Source organism: Amycolatopsis sp. VC5-11, assembly GCF_037034185.1.
GTDB lineage: Bacteria > Actinomycetota > Actinomycetes > Mycobacteriales > Pseudonocardiaceae > Amycolatopsis > Amycolatopsis nivea.
Genome location: NZ_JBAGKF010000001.1, coordinates 1,364,752 through 1,381,143, shown reverse-complemented (window position 1 = coordinate 1,381,143; position 16,392 = coordinate 1,364,752). Strand labels below are relative to the sequence as shown.

At 69.6% G+C, this 16,392-nt stretch carries 17 protein-coding genes; 1 reads left to right on the top strand and 16 read right to left on the bottom strand.

Going from position 1 to position 16,392, the window contains the following annotated elements:
- Nucleotides 1-22 precede the first annotated feature (22 nt).
- The 7 genes from WA670_RS06870 to hemL all read right to left on the bottom strand — a co-directional run bounded on the left by WA670_RS06870 (nucleotide 23) and on the right by hemL (nucleotide 7,851).
- Entirely contained in the window at nucleotides 23-1,306 is a 1,284-nt protein-coding gene (locus WA670_RS06870) for a MinD/ParA family ATP-binding protein (RefSeq protein WP_043836155.1), read from the bottom strand.
- 85 nt (nucleotides 1,307-1,391) lie between these two features.
- Nucleotides 1,392-2,384: a c-type cytochrome biogenesis protein CcsB gene (gene ccsB / locus WA670_RS06865; protein ID WP_037818853.1), complete on the bottom strand. Its 993-nt coding sequence runs from the start codon at nucleotides 2,382-2,384 to the stop codon at nucleotides 1,392-1,394.
- Nucleotides 2,385-2,387: 3 nt separating this feature from the next.
- Nucleotides 2,388-3,992 carry a cytochrome c biogenesis protein ResB gene (gene resB, locus WA670_RS06860; RefSeq protein WP_134663679.1) on the bottom strand — a complete coding sequence of 535 codons (1,605 nt, stop codon included), beginning with the start codon at nucleotides 3,990-3,992 and terminating at the stop codon, nucleotides 2,388-2,390.
- Nucleotides 3,989-4,762 (bottom strand): cytochrome c biogenesis CcdA family protein, encoded by a 774-nt coding sequence (locus WA670_RS06855; protein ID WP_134663678.1) that lies wholly within the window; start codon nucleotides 4,760-4,762, stop codon nucleotides 3,989-3,991. Before WA670_RS06855 ends, resB begins: the two co-directional genes overlap by 4 nt.
- Nucleotides 4,763-5,345: 583 nt before the next feature.
- On the bottom strand, nucleotides 5,346-5,927 hold the full coding sequence (locus WA670_RS06850) for a TlpA family protein disulfide reductase (RefSeq protein ID WP_037818850.1): 582 nt from the start codon (nucleotides 5,925-5,927) through the stop codon (nucleotides 5,346-5,348).
- Nucleotides 5,924-6,550: a histidine phosphatase family protein gene (locus WA670_RS06845; RefSeq protein ID WP_009071997.1), complete on the bottom strand. Its 627-nt coding sequence runs from the start codon at nucleotides 6,548-6,550 to the stop codon at nucleotides 5,924-5,926. Before WA670_RS06845 ends, WA670_RS06850 begins: the two co-directional genes overlap by 4 nt.
- On the bottom strand, nucleotides 6,547-7,851 hold the full coding sequence (hemL, locus tag WA670_RS06840) for a glutamate-1-semialdehyde 2,1-aminomutase (protein ID WP_037818849.1): 1,305 nt from the start codon (nucleotides 7,849-7,851) through the stop codon (nucleotides 6,547-6,549). The genes WA670_RS06845 and hemL overlap by 4 nt, the downstream gene beginning before the upstream one ends.
- Before the next feature lie 185 nt (nucleotides 7,852-8,036).
- On the opposite strand from hemL, the gene WA670_RS06835 reads away from it, so the two are divergent.
- Nucleotides 8,037-8,522, top strand: coding sequence for a TspO/MBR family protein (locus WA670_RS06835; RefSeq protein WP_370318148.1), 486 nt, complete (start codon nucleotides 8,037-8,039; stop codon nucleotides 8,520-8,522).
- On the opposite strand, the gene WA670_RS06830 is transcribed toward WA670_RS06835, so the two are convergent.
- The 9 genes from WA670_RS06830 to WA670_RS06790 form a co-directional block, all read right to left on the bottom strand.
- Nucleotides 8,519-9,052 carry a DUF5666 domain-containing protein gene (locus WA670_RS06830; RefSeq protein WP_134663677.1) on the bottom strand — a complete coding sequence of 178 codons (534 nt, stop codon included), beginning with the start codon at nucleotides 9,050-9,052 and terminating at the stop codon, nucleotides 8,519-8,521. The two genes, WA670_RS06835 and WA670_RS06830, sit on opposite strands and share 4 nt — an antisense overlap.
- A 7-nt stretch (nucleotides 9,053-9,059) precedes the next feature.
- Nucleotides 9,060-10,262, bottom strand: coding sequence for an ABC transporter permease (locus WA670_RS06825; RefSeq protein ID WP_134734117.1), 1,203 nt, complete (start codon nucleotides 10,260-10,262; stop codon nucleotides 9,060-9,062).
- Nucleotides 10,259-10,957 (bottom strand): ABC transporter ATP-binding protein, encoded by a 699-nt coding sequence (locus WA670_RS06820; protein WP_037818846.1) that lies wholly within the window; start codon nucleotides 10,955-10,957, stop codon nucleotides 10,259-10,261. The genes WA670_RS06825 and WA670_RS06820 overlap by 4 nt, the downstream gene beginning before the upstream one ends.
- Nucleotides 10,954-12,201, bottom strand: coding sequence for an efflux RND transporter periplasmic adaptor subunit (locus tag WA670_RS06815; RefSeq protein ID WP_134734118.1), 1,248 nt, complete (start codon nucleotides 12,199-12,201; stop codon nucleotides 10,954-10,956). The genes WA670_RS06820 and WA670_RS06815 overlap by 4 nt, the downstream gene beginning before the upstream one ends.
- Nucleotides 12,202-12,265: 64 nt before the next feature.
- Entirely contained in the window at nucleotides 12,266-12,604 is a 339-nt protein-coding gene (locus WA670_RS06810) for a hypothetical protein (protein ID WP_037818917.1), read from the bottom strand.
- A 49-nt stretch (nucleotides 12,605-12,653) separates the two neighbouring features.
- Nucleotides 12,654-13,124, bottom strand: coding sequence for a hypothetical protein (locus tag WA670_RS06805; protein WP_037818844.1), 471 nt, complete (start codon nucleotides 13,122-13,124; stop codon nucleotides 12,654-12,656).
- Entirely contained in the window at nucleotides 13,124-13,696 is a 573-nt protein-coding gene (locus tag WA670_RS06800) for a hypothetical protein (RefSeq protein WP_134663673.1), read from the bottom strand. Before WA670_RS06800 ends, WA670_RS06805 begins: the two co-directional genes overlap by 1 nt.
- Before the next feature lie 20 nt (nucleotides 13,697-13,716).
- Entirely contained in the window at nucleotides 13,717-14,688 is a 972-nt protein-coding gene (gene hemB / locus WA670_RS06795; protein WP_134734119.1) for a porphobilinogen synthase, read from the bottom strand.
- 93 nt (nucleotides 14,689-14,781) lie between these two features.
- Nucleotides 14,782-16,314, bottom strand: coding sequence for a uroporphyrinogen-III synthase (locus WA670_RS06790; RefSeq protein ID WP_037818842.1), 1,533 nt, complete (start codon nucleotides 16,312-16,314; stop codon nucleotides 14,782-14,784).
- Between the last annotated feature and the right edge of the window lie 78 nt (nucleotides 16,315-16,392).

The window sequence follows — 16,392 nt, the reverse complement described above, 5'->3', positions numbered from 1 at the left end:
TCAATCAAGCGCAGCCGCTTGGTTAAGCCCTGCCGTTAAAACCGTCCGCCACGGTCGCCGCCAGTTCCAGCAGCGCCAGCCGGGTGTCCCCGCCGAGACGCTCCAGTTCGATCTCCGCGCCCTCTTCCAGGTGCGCGTCGAACGGGATCCGGCACACCGAGCGCACCTTCGCGCCGAAGTGCGCGGCCAGCTTGTCCAGGTCGACCGAACTGCCCTTCGGGCGCACCGAGTTGATCACCACGACCGAGCGTTTCACCAGGTCGCCGTAGCCGTGCGCCTCGAGCCAGTCCAGCGTCGCCGAGGCGCTGCGGGCCCCGTCGACCGAACCCGAGGACACCACCACCAGCGAGTCCGCGACGTCTAGGACGCCCTTCATCGCCGAGTGCATCAAACCGGTGCCGCAGTCGGTGAGGACGATGTTGTAGAAGTGCTCGAGCAGGTTCACCGTGCGCCGGTAGTCGTTCTCGGAGAACGCCTCCGACACCGCCGGATCCTGTTCGCTGGCCAGGATTTCCAGCCGGCTCGACCCCTGCGACGTGTACGACCGGACGTCGCTGTAGCGCGTGATCTTGTCCGCGTCGCGCAGCAGGTGCCGCACGGTCGCGGTGGTCTCGATGGCGATCTTCTGCGACAGCGTCCCGCGGTCCGGGTTCGCGTCCACCGCCACCACACGGTCGCCGCGCAGGGACGCGAACGTCGCGCCGAGCGTGGTCGTGGTCGTGGTCTTGCCGACGCCGCCCTTGAGGCTCAGCATCGCGATCTTGTAGCACCCGCGCAGCGGCTGGTTGACCCGCGCGATCAGCTCGCGCCGGCGCGTGTCCGCCGGGCTCTCCCCCGGGTTGAGCAGCTTGCCGCTGCCCAGGTACACCGCCTTGCGCCAGCCGGACTGCGGCGTGCGCTTCTGCTGTTTGACCAGGTGCGCGGTGGCCAGCTCGTCCGCGCTGGACGCCGGTTGCGGCAGCCCCTGCGCCCCGGCCGGAGCGCCCGGCACGGGAGCCACGCCCGGAGGAGCGACGGGCTGCTGCTGGTACCCCGGCGGGGCGGCGTGCTGCGGCTGGTGCTGCTGCGCGGGAGGCTGCAGCGGCGGCAGGTTCTGGTCGTAGTGCGGCTGGTAGCCGCCCGGCTGCGGCAGCGGCTGGTACGCGCCCTGCGGCGGCGGGTCGACGACCTGCGTCGGCTGCGCGTCGTACGGCCCGGTGCCGGGGTGCGGCGTCGAGTCGGTGCGTTCCTCGGAGAACATGGCAGCCGGTTCCTGGGCCTGCTCGGACTGCTGTTCGCCGGCAGTCTCTTCACTGGGTCCGGTCACCGTTGCCAACCTCCCGGGTACGTCGAAGGGCCCCTGGCGACGACGGTAGTCGCCCGAGGCCCGGTCCGGGCGGTGGACCCCCGGCTCAGCTCACTCCGGCGTAGGAATGCAGTCCGGCGGTAACCAGGTTGACGAAGAACAGGTTGAAGATCGTCACCGAGAACCCGACGATGTTGATCACCGCCGCGCGCGTCCCGCGCCAGCCCGCGGTGGCGCGGGAGTGCAGGTATGCCGCGTAAACGACCCACGCGATGAACGCGACAGTCTCCTTCGGGTCCCAGCCCCAGAACCGGCCCCACGCGGCCTCGGCCCACACCGCGCCGCACAGCACGCCGAAAGTGAAGATCGGGAACGCCACGATCGTGGCGCGGTAGGCGATCCGGTCGAGGACGTCGGCGGAGGGCAGCTTCGGGCCGAAACCGGCGAACTTGGCCGGGTTGCGGTCGTGCGCGGTGCGGAAGAGGTACAGGACGCTCGCCACGCCCGGCACCAGGAACACGCCGGAGCCGATGATCGCGGCGGACACGTGGATGTAAAGCCAGTACGACTGCAGCGCGGGCACGACCGGCGCGGCGACCGTGTAGAGCATCGTGCCGTTGATGAACATCAGGATCACGACGGGCAGCAGCAGGAACCCGGTGAGGTGGCGGACCGGGAACTTCTTGATCACCACGAGCCACGCGACGACGGTGATGAAGGTGACCGCCATGCCGTACTCGTACATGTTGCCCCACGGGGCGCGGTGCACCGCGAGTCCGCGCAGCACGATCGCCGACAACTGCAGCAGCGCGCCCAGCACCAGCAGCGCCGCGCCCATCCGGCCGATCCGCTCCGCGCGGCCGACCGCGCGCGGGGCCTCGGGCTCGGCCGGGACGTCGCCGTTTTCGATCGCGGCGTCGTCGGAGTCGGGTCCGCCCGCGCCGACCAGCACGCGTTTGCGGCTGCGCTCGGCGGCGAGACGGCCCTTCGCGCCGAACGCCTGCTCGAAGAGCGTGAACAGCAGCGCCAGCACGTAAATCGCCACTGTCGTCGTGTACAGCAGGTCGCTGTACTGCGAGAGAGTCTCGTTGATTTCCATGCCTCAGCTGCCCTTCCGGCCCGTGACCAGCCGTTCGCTGATCCGCTGGAATTCCTCGCCGTATCCGGCTTGATCCGTGCGCGCGAGCCCCGCGACCTCGATCACGGTACTCGCGCTCTCGTCCTTGCCCGGCCGCACCCGCACCCACACGCGACGCCGCTTGACCAGCAGCGACGCCCCGAGCCCGGCGAACATCACGATCGCGAAGCCGAGCACGTAGCCCTGCGTCGGATCGTGCGAGATCTGCAGGTTGACCCACTTGTTGACGCCGTCGAAGCGCACCTTCGTGCCGTCGTCGAGCGTCAGTTCCTGGCCGACCGCGAGGTTCTTGCGGGCGACCCGCTTGAGCCTGCCGTCCTGGACGCGGGACTGGTCGACCGAGAACACCGACTGGCCGCGGCCCGCGTCGAGACCGAGGTCGCCGCGCAGCACGTCGACGGCGACCATCGGGTTGTTCAGCTGCGGCGCGGTCGAGGTGAGGACGCCGCCGTGGATGAACGAGGACGGCGCGAAGAGGCCGGTGATCGCGAGCTGCTTGGTGCGCCGCTGGACCTCGTCGGTGACGCCGGGCTGGTCGAACTTCGTCGCGCCCTCGGACAGCATCGTCCCCGGGTTGGTGAACATCCACTGGGTGTTCTGGGTGCGCTTCTCGCCGTTCGGGAAGGTCACCGTGAACTGGGGCGAATAACCGTTGCCCAGCAGGTAAACCCGGTCGCCGACGGTGCGCAGCGGCTCGTTGACCTCGAGGTCGTACGGCTTCCACGTGCCGGTCTGCAGGTCCTGACCGGACTGGTACTCGATGTGCGAGTGGTAGTAGTCGGCCTGGTTGGTGGCGGTGTAGCGGGCGGTGAAGTCGTTGACCTTCACGCAGAACGGGTCGAGGTCGGTGCCGTCGACGCGCAGGCCCGCTTCGAACGAGTCGTAGTTGTAGATGCCCGAGTTGCAGAACTGGCCGCCGTTGGCCTGCACGATGACCTGGCCCTCGTAGCTGTAGAGCTTGCCGAGTGCGAAGAAAATGATCAGGCCGAGCATGCCGAAGTGGAAAAGCAGGTTGCCGGTCTCGCGCAGGTAGCCGCGTTCGGCCGAGACGCTGAACCCGCCGCCGTCCTCCTCGCGCTCGACGCGCCGCCAGCCGGACAGCTGCTTGCGCACGTCCTCGCGGATCGTCTCCGGCGTGCGCGCGGTGCGGGCGATCCGGTGGTGCGGCATGCGCGCGAGATTGCGCGGCGTCAGCACCGGCTTCGCGCGCATCTGCTTGAGGTACTCGAAGCTGCGCGGCGTGAGACAGCCGATCAGCGAGATCATCAGCAGGATGTAGATCGCGGAGAACCAGACGCTGGAGTAGACGTCGTAGAACTCCAGCTTGTCGAGCAGCGATCCCCACCAGCCGTGCGCGCTGATGTACTCGTCGACCTTCGGCGCGTTCAGCCGCCGCTGCGGCAGCAACGCGCCGGGCAGCGCGGCGAGCGCCAGCAGGAACAGCAGCACCAGCGCGGTGCGCATGGACGTCAGGCCGCGCCAGGTGTTGCGCAGGAAAGCCAGGAACTGCTTGGCCGCGGACGGCCGGTACGGCTGAGGGTTCTTCGGGGGCGCTTCGGTAGTGGTCACAGCGGCAGCTCGAGATCGGAGGCGACGGAGTTGCGGAGCCAGCCCATGACGTCTCCCCACAGCCCGGTGACCAGCAGGATGCCGACCACCATCAGCAGCACCCCGCCGAAAATCTGCACGCGGCGGCCGTTGCGGCGAAGCCAGTCGGTGGCGCGCACGGCCCAGCGGGCGCCGAGCGCGATCAGCAGGAACGGGACGCCGAGGCCGAGGCAGTAAACGAGCACCAGCACGTACCCGCGAACCGCGGCCCCGCCGGTGGCGCTGGCGAGACTGGTGACGGCCGAGAGCGTCGGTCCGATGCAGGGCGTCCAGCCGAGCCCGAACACCGCGCCGAGCACCGGCGCGCCCCACAGCCCGCCGCCGGGCACGCGGTGCGAGCGGACCTCGCGCTGCAGCCCCGGGATCCAGCCGATGAAGACCAGGCTCATGAGGATGGTCAGGATGCCGCCGATGCGCTGCAGCAGATCCTCGTTGACCAGCAAGGTGTTCGCGAGCCAGACGAGCGTGCCCATGGTCGCGACGAACACCACGGTGAACCCGAGCACGAACAGCCCCGCCGCGCCCAGCACGGCGTAACGGCCTTTCTTGCGCTCCTCGCCGTCGCGCACCGCCGGGGCGTCTGCGCCGACGAGAGCCGCGAGGTAGGCGAGGTACCCAGGCACGAGCGGCACCACGCACGGCGACGCGAACGAGATGGCCCCGGCCACCAGCGCGACACCCGCGGCGAGCAGCAGCGGCCCGGAGAGCGCCAGCTCGGACACGGAGTTCACGCACTTGAGAGTAGGCAGTGAGCTGGACGTGAGGCGGGCGGGGCCCGCTCACAGGACCTACGCCACAACGGGGGTGGGACCTTGGTCCTGTGCTCGTGAGCGGCTAGGCCGGTTAGAACCGGCATGGGCACTCACGAGGAGGCCAGGCCGCAGAAGAACGCGCGACGCCGGGCTGGCAACGGCCTCCTGCACGGCTCGGGCCGGGGACCCCCAATGCCACTTTGGGTGCGTCGGACGCACCGAACGCCACATTGGGTGCGTCACATGCACCCAACGCCACATTGGGTGCGTCACATGCACCCAATGTGGCATTGGGGGCTTCTCTGCAACGCAGTCCGCGCCGCGGCAGAACCGAGAGGTCGTGAGGGTTCCCCTCACGGAATCTGATTCCGTCAGGGTTCCCCTCACGGACCTCCCCGGCGCGGAGCGAGCACCCGGCGGAGCGGAGCGGGCCCGGGCCGAGCGGAGCGCCCTCTCGCGGAGCGTGCGGCGGAGCGAGCGCCGGGCTGAGCGGAGCGCCGGGCTGAGCGGAGCGCCCCCGGCCGAGCAGAGCGCGGGGTTCGGCGAGCGCTACTTCCCCCCGCTACTTCTCCGCACTGAGCCGCTGCACCACGGGAACCAGGTCCGAAGCCAGCACCTGCCGCAGGAACACCGCGGCCACCCGGTGCTGTTTGTCCAGCACCAGCGTCGACGGGATGATGTTGCGCGGATACCCGGCCAGCTGCAGCAGCACGCGGCCGGACGGGTCCCAGATCGACGGGTACGTCAGGCCGCGGTCGCGGACGAAGTCCTGTGCGACGTCGCGGGCCGGGTCGCGGACGTCGAGGCCGATGACCTGGGCGCCGAGCGGGGCGATCTGCTTGCTCGCGGTCTCCAGTTCGGGCGCTTCGGCGCGGCACGGGCCGCACCACTGGCCCCACAGGTTGATCACCAGCGCCTTGCCCGGGAAGTCCTCGATCGAGAGCTGTTTGCCCTCGTGCATGAGGTCGTCGCCGGCCAGCGTCGGGGCCTTCTGCCGTTCGTTCTCCGGGTAGCTGATGTCGACCTTGCCGCCGGGCGAGACGAAGGTGAAGGTGCCGCCCGAGACGACCGCGTCCTTGCCGGTCGAGCAGCCCGTCACGACCAGCGCGGCGGCCATCAGCATCCCGAGCAGCCGCCGTTTCATGCGCCGGTCACCTTGGGGTCGGTAGTGCCCGCGGGTTCGCTGTAAACGATCTCCAGCAGCTCTTCGCCGTCGAAGACGAGGCTGGTGAGCGACGCCAGCGAGCACTGCCGCTGCCGCGGGTCGTGCCACAGTCGCTTCGCTTCCAAGAAGCGGCGAAGCGTCCAGATCGGCAGCTGGTGCGACACGCACAGCGCTTCGCGCCCTTCGGCCTTTACGCGCGCACGGTGCACCGCGCCGAGCATGCGGTGTGCGATCTCGACGTACGGCTCGCCCCATGACGGCTTGAACGGGTTCACCAGGTGCGGCCACGCTTTCGGCTGCCGCAGCGCGCCGTCGCCCACGGCTACGCGCTGGCCCTCGAAGACGTTCGCCGCTTCGATGAGACCTTCGTCAGTGGCGATGTCGAGACGGTGCGCGCCCGCGATGGGCGCCGCGGTCTCCTGCGCGCGCTGAAGGGGCGAAGCGACGACGTACGCGAGGTCGTGCCCGGCCACCGCTTCGGCGACGGTGAGCGCCTGACGCTGCCCGCGCTCCGACAGCCGGAAGTTCGGCAGCCGCCCGTAGAGGATCTTCTCCGGGTTGTGGACTTCACCGTGCCGCAGCATGTGGACGACGGTGGTCATGGGCGAACCGCCTCAGCCGCCGCGCGCGCCGCCGCGGGCAACGCAGCTTCGATCACAGCGAACGCTTCGTCGTCCATCGCGGCGTTCACGAACCACGCCTCGTACGCGCTCGGCGGCGGGTACACGCCCGCTTCGAGGAGCGCGTGGAAGAACGCCGGGAAGCGCCACGTCTCAGTGGCCTGCGCGTCCGCGTAGTTGCGTACGGGCTTGTCGGTGAAGAAGACGCTCACCAGGTTGCCCGCGAACTGCACTGTGTGCGTGACGCCCGCTTCGCTGAGCGCCTTGTCGAAAAGCCCGCCGAGACGCTTCGCGTTGGCGTCGAGCTTCGCGTACACAGCGTCGTCCGCTTCGCGCAGCGCGGTGAGACCGGCGGCGACCGCCACCGGGTTCCCGGACAGCGTGCCTGCCTGATAGACGGGACCGCCGGGGGCGAGCTTCGCCATGATGTCCGCGCGACCGCCGAACGCCGCGGCGGGCAGTCCGCCCGACATCACCTTGCCGAACGTGTACAGGTCGCCAGCCACGCCTTCGAGGCCGAACCAGCCAGCGCGCGAAACGCGGAAGCCGGTCATCACTTCGTCCATGATCAGCAGCGCGCCGTTTTCGTGCGCGATGTCCCGCAACGCGGCGTTGAAGCCAGCGTCCGGCGGCACCGCGCCCATGTTGCCCGCGGCCGCTTCGGTGATCACCGCGGCGATCTGGCCCTCGTTCTCCGCGAAGGACTTCCGCAGCGCGTCAAGATCGTTGTACGGCAAGACAATCGTGTCCGCGGCCTGCGCGCCGGTGACGCCCGGCGAGGTCGGCAGGCCGAGCGTCGCGACGCCGGAACCCGCTTCGGCGAGCAGCGCGTCGACGTGCCCGTGGTAGCAACCGGCGAACTTGACGATCTTGGCGCGGCCGGTGAAACCGCGGGCGAGCCGGATGGCGCTCATCGTGGCTTCGGTGCCGGAGTTGACCAGCCGGACCTGCTCGACCGGGCCGACCCGGCCGATGATCTCCTCGGCGAGTTCGACCTCGCCGATCGTCGGCGTGCCGAAGGACAGCCCGTGCTCCGCGGCCGCGCGGGCGGCGGCCACCACCTTCGGGTGCGCGTGCCCGAGGATCATCGGGCCCCACGAGGAGACGAGGTCGACGTAGCGGTTGCCGTCGGCGTCCCACAGATACGGGCCCTCGCCGCGGACCATGAACCGCGGCGTGCCGCCGACCGAGTTGAAGGCGCGCACCGGCGAGTTCACCCCGCCCGGAACGGCCGCCTTGGCGCGTGCGAACCATGCTTTGGACTGCTCGGTGCCAGTGCTCACCGTCCCAGTCTTGCAAATCCTCCATCCGGGTGTCGGCGGCGCCCAAGCTGCCACCCGATTGCCACCCGGCACACCAGCGCAACCCCTCTTAACTCCACCTTCCTCCCCGCCGCCGCCCTCAAGCGAGTAGCTGCGCTACGCAGTAACATCCCAAGCGCATGGACGGGGCGAGCCATGGAGGAGACGTGACGGCGCCCACACACCGCCGGAACCCGTGGCTGATGCTCGCGGTGTTCTTCGGGCTGGTCGGCGTCATCGCACTGGTCGGCGCGCTGGCGGCGACGACCGCGCCGGACGCCTACAACCGGTACGTGCTGCCGGAGTGGGCCCCGCCCTCGTCGCTGTTCAGTCCGGTGTGGACGGTCCTGTACATCGTGCTCGCCGTCGCGGGCTGGACTTATTGGCGCACCGACGGCGAGAACCAGGGCTTCGCCGCGTACGGCATCGGCCTGCTGTTCAACCTGATGTGGATCTCGCTGTTCTTCGCGGGCGGCTCCACGCAGGTCGCGTGCGTGGACATCGTGCTGCTCGATTTCACCGTGATCGTGACGATCGCGTTGTTCTACCGTCGCTCCCGCGTCGCCGCACTGCTGCTCGTGCCGTATCTGGCGTGGCTGCTGTACACGACGGCGCTGAACGTCGCGATCATCGCGCTCAACGACGTCCCCTAGCGGGCCGGCTGCGCCACGATCGCCTGCGCGGTCACCGAACCGTCCGTTCCGGTGCGCCCCTGGACAGTCACCGTCTGTCCCGGTTTGAGGTCGCTGAGCTTGCCGGGCTGAGTCACCCCGACCGTAGTACTGTCCGAAGTGGACACTGTGACTTCGCTGCCCTGCACGGTCTTCACCGTGACCGTGCTGCCGTCGACCTTCTCCACGGTGCCGACCGTCCCGCGACCTCCTCCCGCGCGTCCGCCGAAGCCGCCGCCCTGCTGCTGTCCGTCCGCCGGAGCGGTACGGGCGCTGGATGAGCCGCTCGACGAGCCGAACGCCGCGTGCGTCCAAGCGCCGCCGGCGAACGCCAGCGCCAGCACGAGCAACCCGGCGAGCACCAGCGTCGGCTTGCCGAACGGCCGGGCGACCTGCTTCAACTCGGCAGTGAGATCGCCCTGGACGGCGGGCTCGGCGATGAGGTCTTCCGGACGCGACGCGGCGGGTTCCTCCGGCGGGGTCGGGATGGGCTGGGTGGTCGACGCGGACATGACGCTCCTACTCGTGCCGGAGGGCGTCGATCGGCCGCAGCCGCGAAGCCCGGTTCGCCGGGAAACTGCCGAAGAAAAGCCCGATCAGGGCGGACACCGCGAACGCGAGCGCGATCGACGACGGCACCACGACCGGCTGGATGCCCGCGACGGCGAACCGGCTGCCGACCACCCCGATCAGCACGCCGAGCAACCCGCCGAAGAGGCTCAGCATGGTCGCCTCGGCGAGGAACTGGCCGAGGATCGCCGAGCGCGGCGCGCCGATCGCCTTGCGGATGCCGATCTCGCGAATCCGCTCGGTGACCGTGACGAGCATGATGTTCGTGACGCCGATCCCGCCGACCAGCAGCGAGATCGCCGCGACCGCGCCGAGCAGCACGGTGAACGTCTGGATCGCCGACGTCCGGGTCTGCAGCAGCTGCGCGGAGTTCTGGATCTGGAAGTCCGGATTGGCCGAGGCCTGGATGCCGTGCCGGGCGTCGAGGATCGCGGTGACCTCGGCCTGCGCCAGCCCGATCGCGTCGGCATTGGTCGCCTGCACGGCGATCTGATTCAGCCCGCCGTAGCCGGCGAGCGAGTTCTGCACCGCGCTGATCGGGGCGATCGCGACGTCGTCGGCGTTCTGCAGCCCGGTGCTGCCCTTCGTTTGCAGCACGCCGATCACGGTGAACTGGATGCTGTTGATCAGCACGTTCTTCCCGACCGGCTCGGCGGTGCCGAAGATCGACTGCGCGGTCGTCGGCCCGAGCACGACGACCTTGCGCGCCTGTGTCACGTCCTCGGCGCTGAACAGCTGACCGTCGGCGATCTGCCGGTTCGTGGTGGTGAAGTAGCTGGGTTCGGTGCCGACGACGCTCGACACGTCGTAGGAGGTCTGCCCGTACGTCGCGGTCGCGCTGGTGTTCACCACCGGAGCCGCCGCCTTGACGTCCGGCGCACCCACCGGGTCGACCAGCGCGTGCGCGTCCTGCACGGTGAGCGGCCGGACCTGGCTGGACTGCCCGCCGCCCCGAAGCGGCGACACGTTGACCACGTCGGTGCCGAGTCCCTGAATGCTCGCGGTGATCGCCGCCGAAGCACCGTTTCCCACTGCCACCAACAAGATCACCGACGCGACCCCGATGGTGATGCCGAGCGTGGTGAGCACCGAACGCAGTTTGTTCGACGCGAGACCGCGCACCGCGAACCGCATGATCTCCACGAAGTTCACGCGACCACCCCGGTGCGGACCTCGTCCGACACGATCCGTCCGTCGCTGACCCGCACGACGCGGTGCGCGTGCCGCGCGACCTCGTCCTCGTGCGTGATCACCACGACCGTGCGGCCGAGCGCGTTGAGCCGGTCGAACACGCCGAGGACGTCGACAGTGCTTGCGTGGTCGAGGTTTCCGGTCGGTTCGTCGGCGAGCAGCAACGCCGGTCCGCCGACCAGCGCCCGTGCCACCGCGACGCGCTGCTGCTGTCCGCCGGACAGTTCGTTCGGCAGATGTTTGGCCCGATCGGTCAGCCCGACCATCTCCAGCGCGGCGAGCGCGCGGCGGCGGCGCTCCCCTCGTTTGAGTCCGCTGTAGACCATCGGCAATTCCACATTGGACAACGCACTGGTGCGCGGCACGAGGTTGAAGGACTGGAAGATGAAGCCGATCTTTCGGTTGCGCAGCAAGGCAAGCTGGCGTTCGTTCAGATCGGCGACGGAGAACCCGTCCAGCAGGTAACGGCCGGAAGTGGGCGTGTCGAGGCAGCCGAGCATGTTCAGCAGCGTCGACTTCCCGGATCCGGACGCGCCCATGATCGCCACGTACTCGCCCGGCCACACCTGCAGATCGACCCCGCGCAACGCGTGCACCGCGGTTTCCCCGCTGCCGTAAGTCTTGCGCAGTCCGGAGACCGCGATCACCGGCTTCATCCCCGGCCCCCGCCGCCGACGCCGCCCTGGCGTCCACCGCCGAATCCGCCCTGCTGACCGCCGCCGAACCCGCCGAGACCGCCCGTCCGCTGCTGGCCGTTGGAGCCGCTCGACGTCGTCGGCGACGCGGCGGTGAGCACCACGCTGTCGCCCTCATTGAGCCCGGACTTGATCTCCACAGTGGACTCTCCGCGCACGCCGACCTCGACCTGACGCGAAACCGGCTGCCCGTTCTGCTCCACGGTGACCACGTTCGTCGTCCCGCTGGTCCGCACCGCCGCGGCCGGGACGCTCAGCACGCCGTCGGCTTCCGCGACCGTGATCACGACGCTCGCCGACTGTCCGGGCCGCAGCCCCGACGGCGGATTCGCCAACGTCAGCTTCGCGCCGTAACTGACGACGTTGCTGCTCGTGGTCGGCGTGAGGTCAATGCTGGAAACGGTCGCCTGCAACGGTTGATCCGGCGTCGCATTCAAAGTCACGGTGGCTTTCTGCCCGGTTTTCACCTTGCTCACGTCAATTTCCGCCACCGAAGTATTGACGACAAGACTGCCCATGTCGGTGATGTCGATAAAGCCCGTGCTGCTGCTGGACGAGGATTGCTGCCCGGACTGCCCGCCAGAGCCGGAACTGGAGCTGGAACTCGACGACGCCGCCGCCGAACTGTTGCTGGAATTGGACCCGCTGCCCGTTTGCTGCCCGACCGTCCCGTTGATCGCGGTCACCGTCCCCGCACCAGGCGCGGTCAAGGTCGTGGCGGCGAGCGCTGATTCCGCGTTGTCGACGTCCAGCTGCGCTTGATCCACTTTGGCCTGCAGCGACGTGGTGCTGCTCTGCGCCTGCGTCGCGGTCTGGTTCGCGGGCGGGTTGTCCTCCGCCGTCGTGAGGTTGTCCTCGGCGACCGCGAGATTGGCCTTAGCGACCTGAAGTTGTTTGCTCGCCTGGGAAGAGTCGATGGTGGCGAGCTTCTGCCCGGCGCTCACGACGTCGCCGACCTTCACGTCGATGCTCGTGACCTTGCCGGACGTCGTGAAGTTCGCGGCACCGGTGTACGTGCTCGCGATCGTGCCCGCCGCCGAAACGGTCTGGGAGACGTTCGCGCGCCGGACCGGCGTGGTCCGGGTTTGTGCCTGCGCGGTCGAACTGGCCGGCGAAAAGGCTTGGTAAATCCCGAAAGCCGCGCCGCCGAGCAGCACGACAAGGACTCCGTTGACCACCCAGGTTCGTGTGCGCAGCCGCGTCATGGCCGCAAGATTGCGGGGCCCGCTTAGCAGTGAGCTGTTGGTTCCCTGTGGGACAGCTGTGTAATCAGTCCTTCTTCTTTTTGTGCCGCGCCCGCACCGCGAGCAGCAATTGGCGGACCGCGTCCACCACCAAGACCGCGGACAGCGTGCCGAGCCCGAGCGCCCCGGCGATATGTCCGCCGAAGTACCGTTCCGAGGCCAATCGCGTGCCGTCGCCCGCCGTGGTGACGACCGTGACGACCCCGGCGTGCCACAGCGCGAACGCCGCCCACAGCGCCAATCCGGCCACCACGACCTCGCCGAGCGCGACGAACGCGCGCCACGGCTGGTTGAGCTTCGCCTGCGGCTGGGTTTCCTCCGGCGGCCAAAGCCCGGCTCCGGTCGGCTGGGGTAGGTCGATCACGGGATCCAGCCTTTCAGGTTCGCCGTCGTCGCGCGTCCCTCGTGCGGGTTCAGTTCCGGGAGTCATCGGCCTGCTCCTCGGGTTGGTTCTTCGCGGCCAGCTCCGCGAGCGCGGTTTTCAGCGCTTCGACGTCGCGGGCCCAGGCGAGCACCACCGTGCCGTCGTCCAGCTCGACCGGCAACTCGTCGTACTTGCGCGGCACCGACCAGCCGCCGCCGAGCACGCGCGTCCCGACCGGCGCGCCGACGTCGGTCACCGAGGCGATCCGCTCGGCGGCCACCGTCTCGCGGCCTTGCCGCAGCCCCTCGGTGGTGACCTCCAGCGAAAGGAACCGGCGCCGCGCGTAAACCCAGGGCAGGGTCAGCGCGACCAGCGCGACGCCGATCAGCACCCAGCCGACGACGTGCGTCGGCCCGCCGGTGGCCAGTTCGGCGAGCGCGCCCAGCAGCGCGAACAGCGGGCCCCAGATCAGCGCCGACCAGCCGACGCCCGGCTCGGAGTACAGCGTCCTGGCCGCCATTACAGCTTCTTGCCGACTTTCGGGAAGTAGTCCGCGACCTTCGGCAGGTACAGCAGGATCAGCATGACGACCAGCGCCAGCGAAGAGACGAGCGCGAAGATGCTGCGGATCACCCCGAGTTCGAACACGATGCCGAGCACGGCCAGCAGCGTCGCGATGCTGCGTGCCGAACGCGTGCCCTCGCGGGCCTTCCAAGCGAACAACACGAGCAGCGCGCCGAAGCACAGCGAGCCGATCAGCATGGCCCAGACGAGCGTGTTGGCGTTGGCCTGTACCTGAGCGACGTCGACCTTCTGGCCGCTCTGCTGAACCTGCTCGATCGCGTGCTCGACCAGCTGCTGCTTGAGAAAGACCGTGACGACCTGCCCGGCCACCACGATCAGCGCACCCACGATGGCGAGCACGAACGCGGCGTGCACCGGCGTCGGCGGCGTTGCCTTCGGCGCGGTCTCCCCCGGCAGCACCGGATCCGGCGCGCGCCCGCGTTTGCGGCGCTCGTCGTCGGTGAGCCCGGAAAGATCGTCCGAGGTCACGCTGGCTGGCTTCGGGGTGTTCTCGTCCTTCTCGGCCACCCGAAAGACCCTACCCGGGCTCAGTCCAGCCAGGTCGCGGCGTCGGCCGCCCAGTAGGTGAGGATCAGGTCCGCGCCCGCGCGGCGGATCGAGGTGAGCACCTCGAGCACCGTGCGCTCGCGCTCGATCCAGCCGTTCGCCGCGGCCGCCTCGACCATCGCGTACTCGCCGGAGATGTTGTACGCCGCGACGGGAACCGGCGAAATGTCGGCGGCCGCCTTGATGATGTCCAAATAGGACAGTGCAGGCTTGACCATGACCATGTCCGCGCCCTCGGCCAGGTCGAGTTCGAGCTCGCGCATCGCCTCGCGGGCGTTGCCGAGGTCCTGCTGGTAGGTCTTGCGGTCGCCCTTGAGCTGGGAGTCGACGGCCTCGCGGAAGGGACCGTAGAACGCGCTGGCGTACTTGATCGAATAGGCGAGAATGGCGGTCTCGCTGTGCCCGACCTCGTCGAGCGCCCGGCGGATCACGCCGACCTGCCCGTCCATCATCCCGCTCGGCCCGAGCACGTGCGCGCCCGCTTCCGCCTGCGCGACCCCCATTTCGGCGTACAGCCGGAGCGTGGCGTCGTTGTCGACCACGCCGTCCGCGTCGAGAACGCCGCAGTGCCCGTGGTCGGTGAACTCGTCCAGGCAGGTGTCGGCCATCAGCACGGTGGAGTCGCCGAGTTCGCTGCGCAGATCCCGCAACGCGACGTTGAGGATGCCGTTCTCGTCGACCGCGCCGGACCCCTGCGCGTCCCGCTTCTCCGGAACGCCGAAGAGCATGATCCCGCCGACGCCGGCGTTGACCGCCTCGACCGCAGCCTTGCGAAGAGTGTCGCGAGTGTGCTGAACGACGCCCGGCATGCTGGCAATCGGCCGCGGTGCGTCAAGACCCTCGGCCACGAACATCGGCAGGATCAACTGCCGTGGCCGCAACGTGGTCTCACTGACCATCCTGCGCATTGCCGGAGTAGTACGAAGCCTGCGGGGTCGCTGCTCAGGGAACACGCATCCAAGGTACTCCCGCACTCATCCCGAAAGCCGTGAAGGGCTCCTTGAGGGAATCTGATTCCCTCAAGGAGCCCTTCACGGACCGAAACCTCAGCTGCGCCGAGTCCGCTTGGCCTTGCGCGGCGGCGGCAGCGCGCCCTCCGCCCGCAACCGAGCCGCGTGCTCGGCCAGCGCGTCCACCAGATGCGGCACATCAGCCTTCTCCGGCTGCACATCCACCCGCAGACCGAACTCCACCGCAGTCTCGGCGGTCTTCGGCCCGATGCACGCCACCAGCGTGCGCGTGTGCGGCTTCCCGGCAATCCCGACCAGGTTCCGCACGGTCGACGACGAGGTGAAACAGACCGCGTCGAACCCGCCGGTCTTGATCATCTCGCGGGTCTCGGCTGGCGGCGGCGCGGCCCGCACGGTCCGGTAAGCCGTGACGTCATCGACTTCCCAGCCCCGCTCGACCAGACCGGCCGACAGGATCTCGGTGGCGATGTCCGCGCGCGGCAGCAGGACGCGGTTGACCGGGTCCAGCACGTCGTCGTACGGCGGGAACTCGGCCAGCAGGCCCTCGGACGACTGCTCGCCGGTCGGGACCAGTTCCGGGATGATGCCGAACGAACGCACCTTCGCCGCGGTCGATTCGCCGACGCAGGCGATCTTCACGCCGGAGAACGCGCGCGCGTCGAGACCGAACTCCTCGAACTTCTCCCACACCGCGCGCACCGCGTTGGTGGAGGTGAAGACGATCCACTGGTAGCGGCCGTCGACCAGGCCCTTGACCGAGCGCTCCATCTGCGCCGGGCTGCGGGGCGGCTCGACCGAAATCGTCGGGACCTCGTGCGAGGTCGCGCCGTGGCCGCGCAGCCGCTCGGCCATCTCGCCAGCCTGCTCCTTGGTGCGCGGCACCAGGACCTTCCAGCCGTACAGCGCCCGCGACTCCCACCAGGACAGCTTCGACCGCTGCCCGGCGGCCTGCCCGACCGTCACGACCAGCGGGCCGACCAGCTCGCCCGCGTCGTTCGCGACCGAGGCCAGCGTGGTGTCCAGCGTGCGCTGGGTGTTGATGGTGCCGTTCGCGGTGACCGCGACCGGGGTGGTCGGGGGCAGCCCCTTCTCGGTGAGCTGGCTCGCCGCCTCGGCCAGGTGCGCCGAGGTCGCGTGCAGCACGATCGGGCCGGGGACCGCGGCCAGCGCGCCCCAGTCGACCTCGCCGCGGACGTCCGCCTCGGTGTAGGTGCCGCCGAGCGCGACCCCCGCGTACGCGGGCACCGCGGTGCCCGGCGCGACGCCCGGGATGACGTCGAACACGGCCGAGGTGCGGGCGACGGCCTGGACCTCGGCCACGACGGCCGGGCTGGTCAGCGGGTCGCCGGAGACCAGCCGCAGCGCGAGCCGGCCTGCCTTGGCCTCGGCGGTCAGGTCCTTCGCGACGTCGGACGGTTCGCCGACGGCGGGGCGGACCTCGGCGCCGGGGGCGGCGAAGGCGAGCACGCTGGCGGGCACGTCCGGGTCGGTCACCACGACCTCGGCCTTGGCCAGGAGTTCCTGGGCGCGGACGGTGAGCAGCCCGGCGTCCCCGGGGCCCGAGCCCACGAAGGCGACGCGCCCGGCGGTCTTGCGAGCAGGGGTCATCGTTGGTGTTCTTCTCCTCTTGGGCGGCCGGTGCTCCGGCCGCTGGTGTCGGGCAGGTCGTGCGGGTCGGTGACGGCT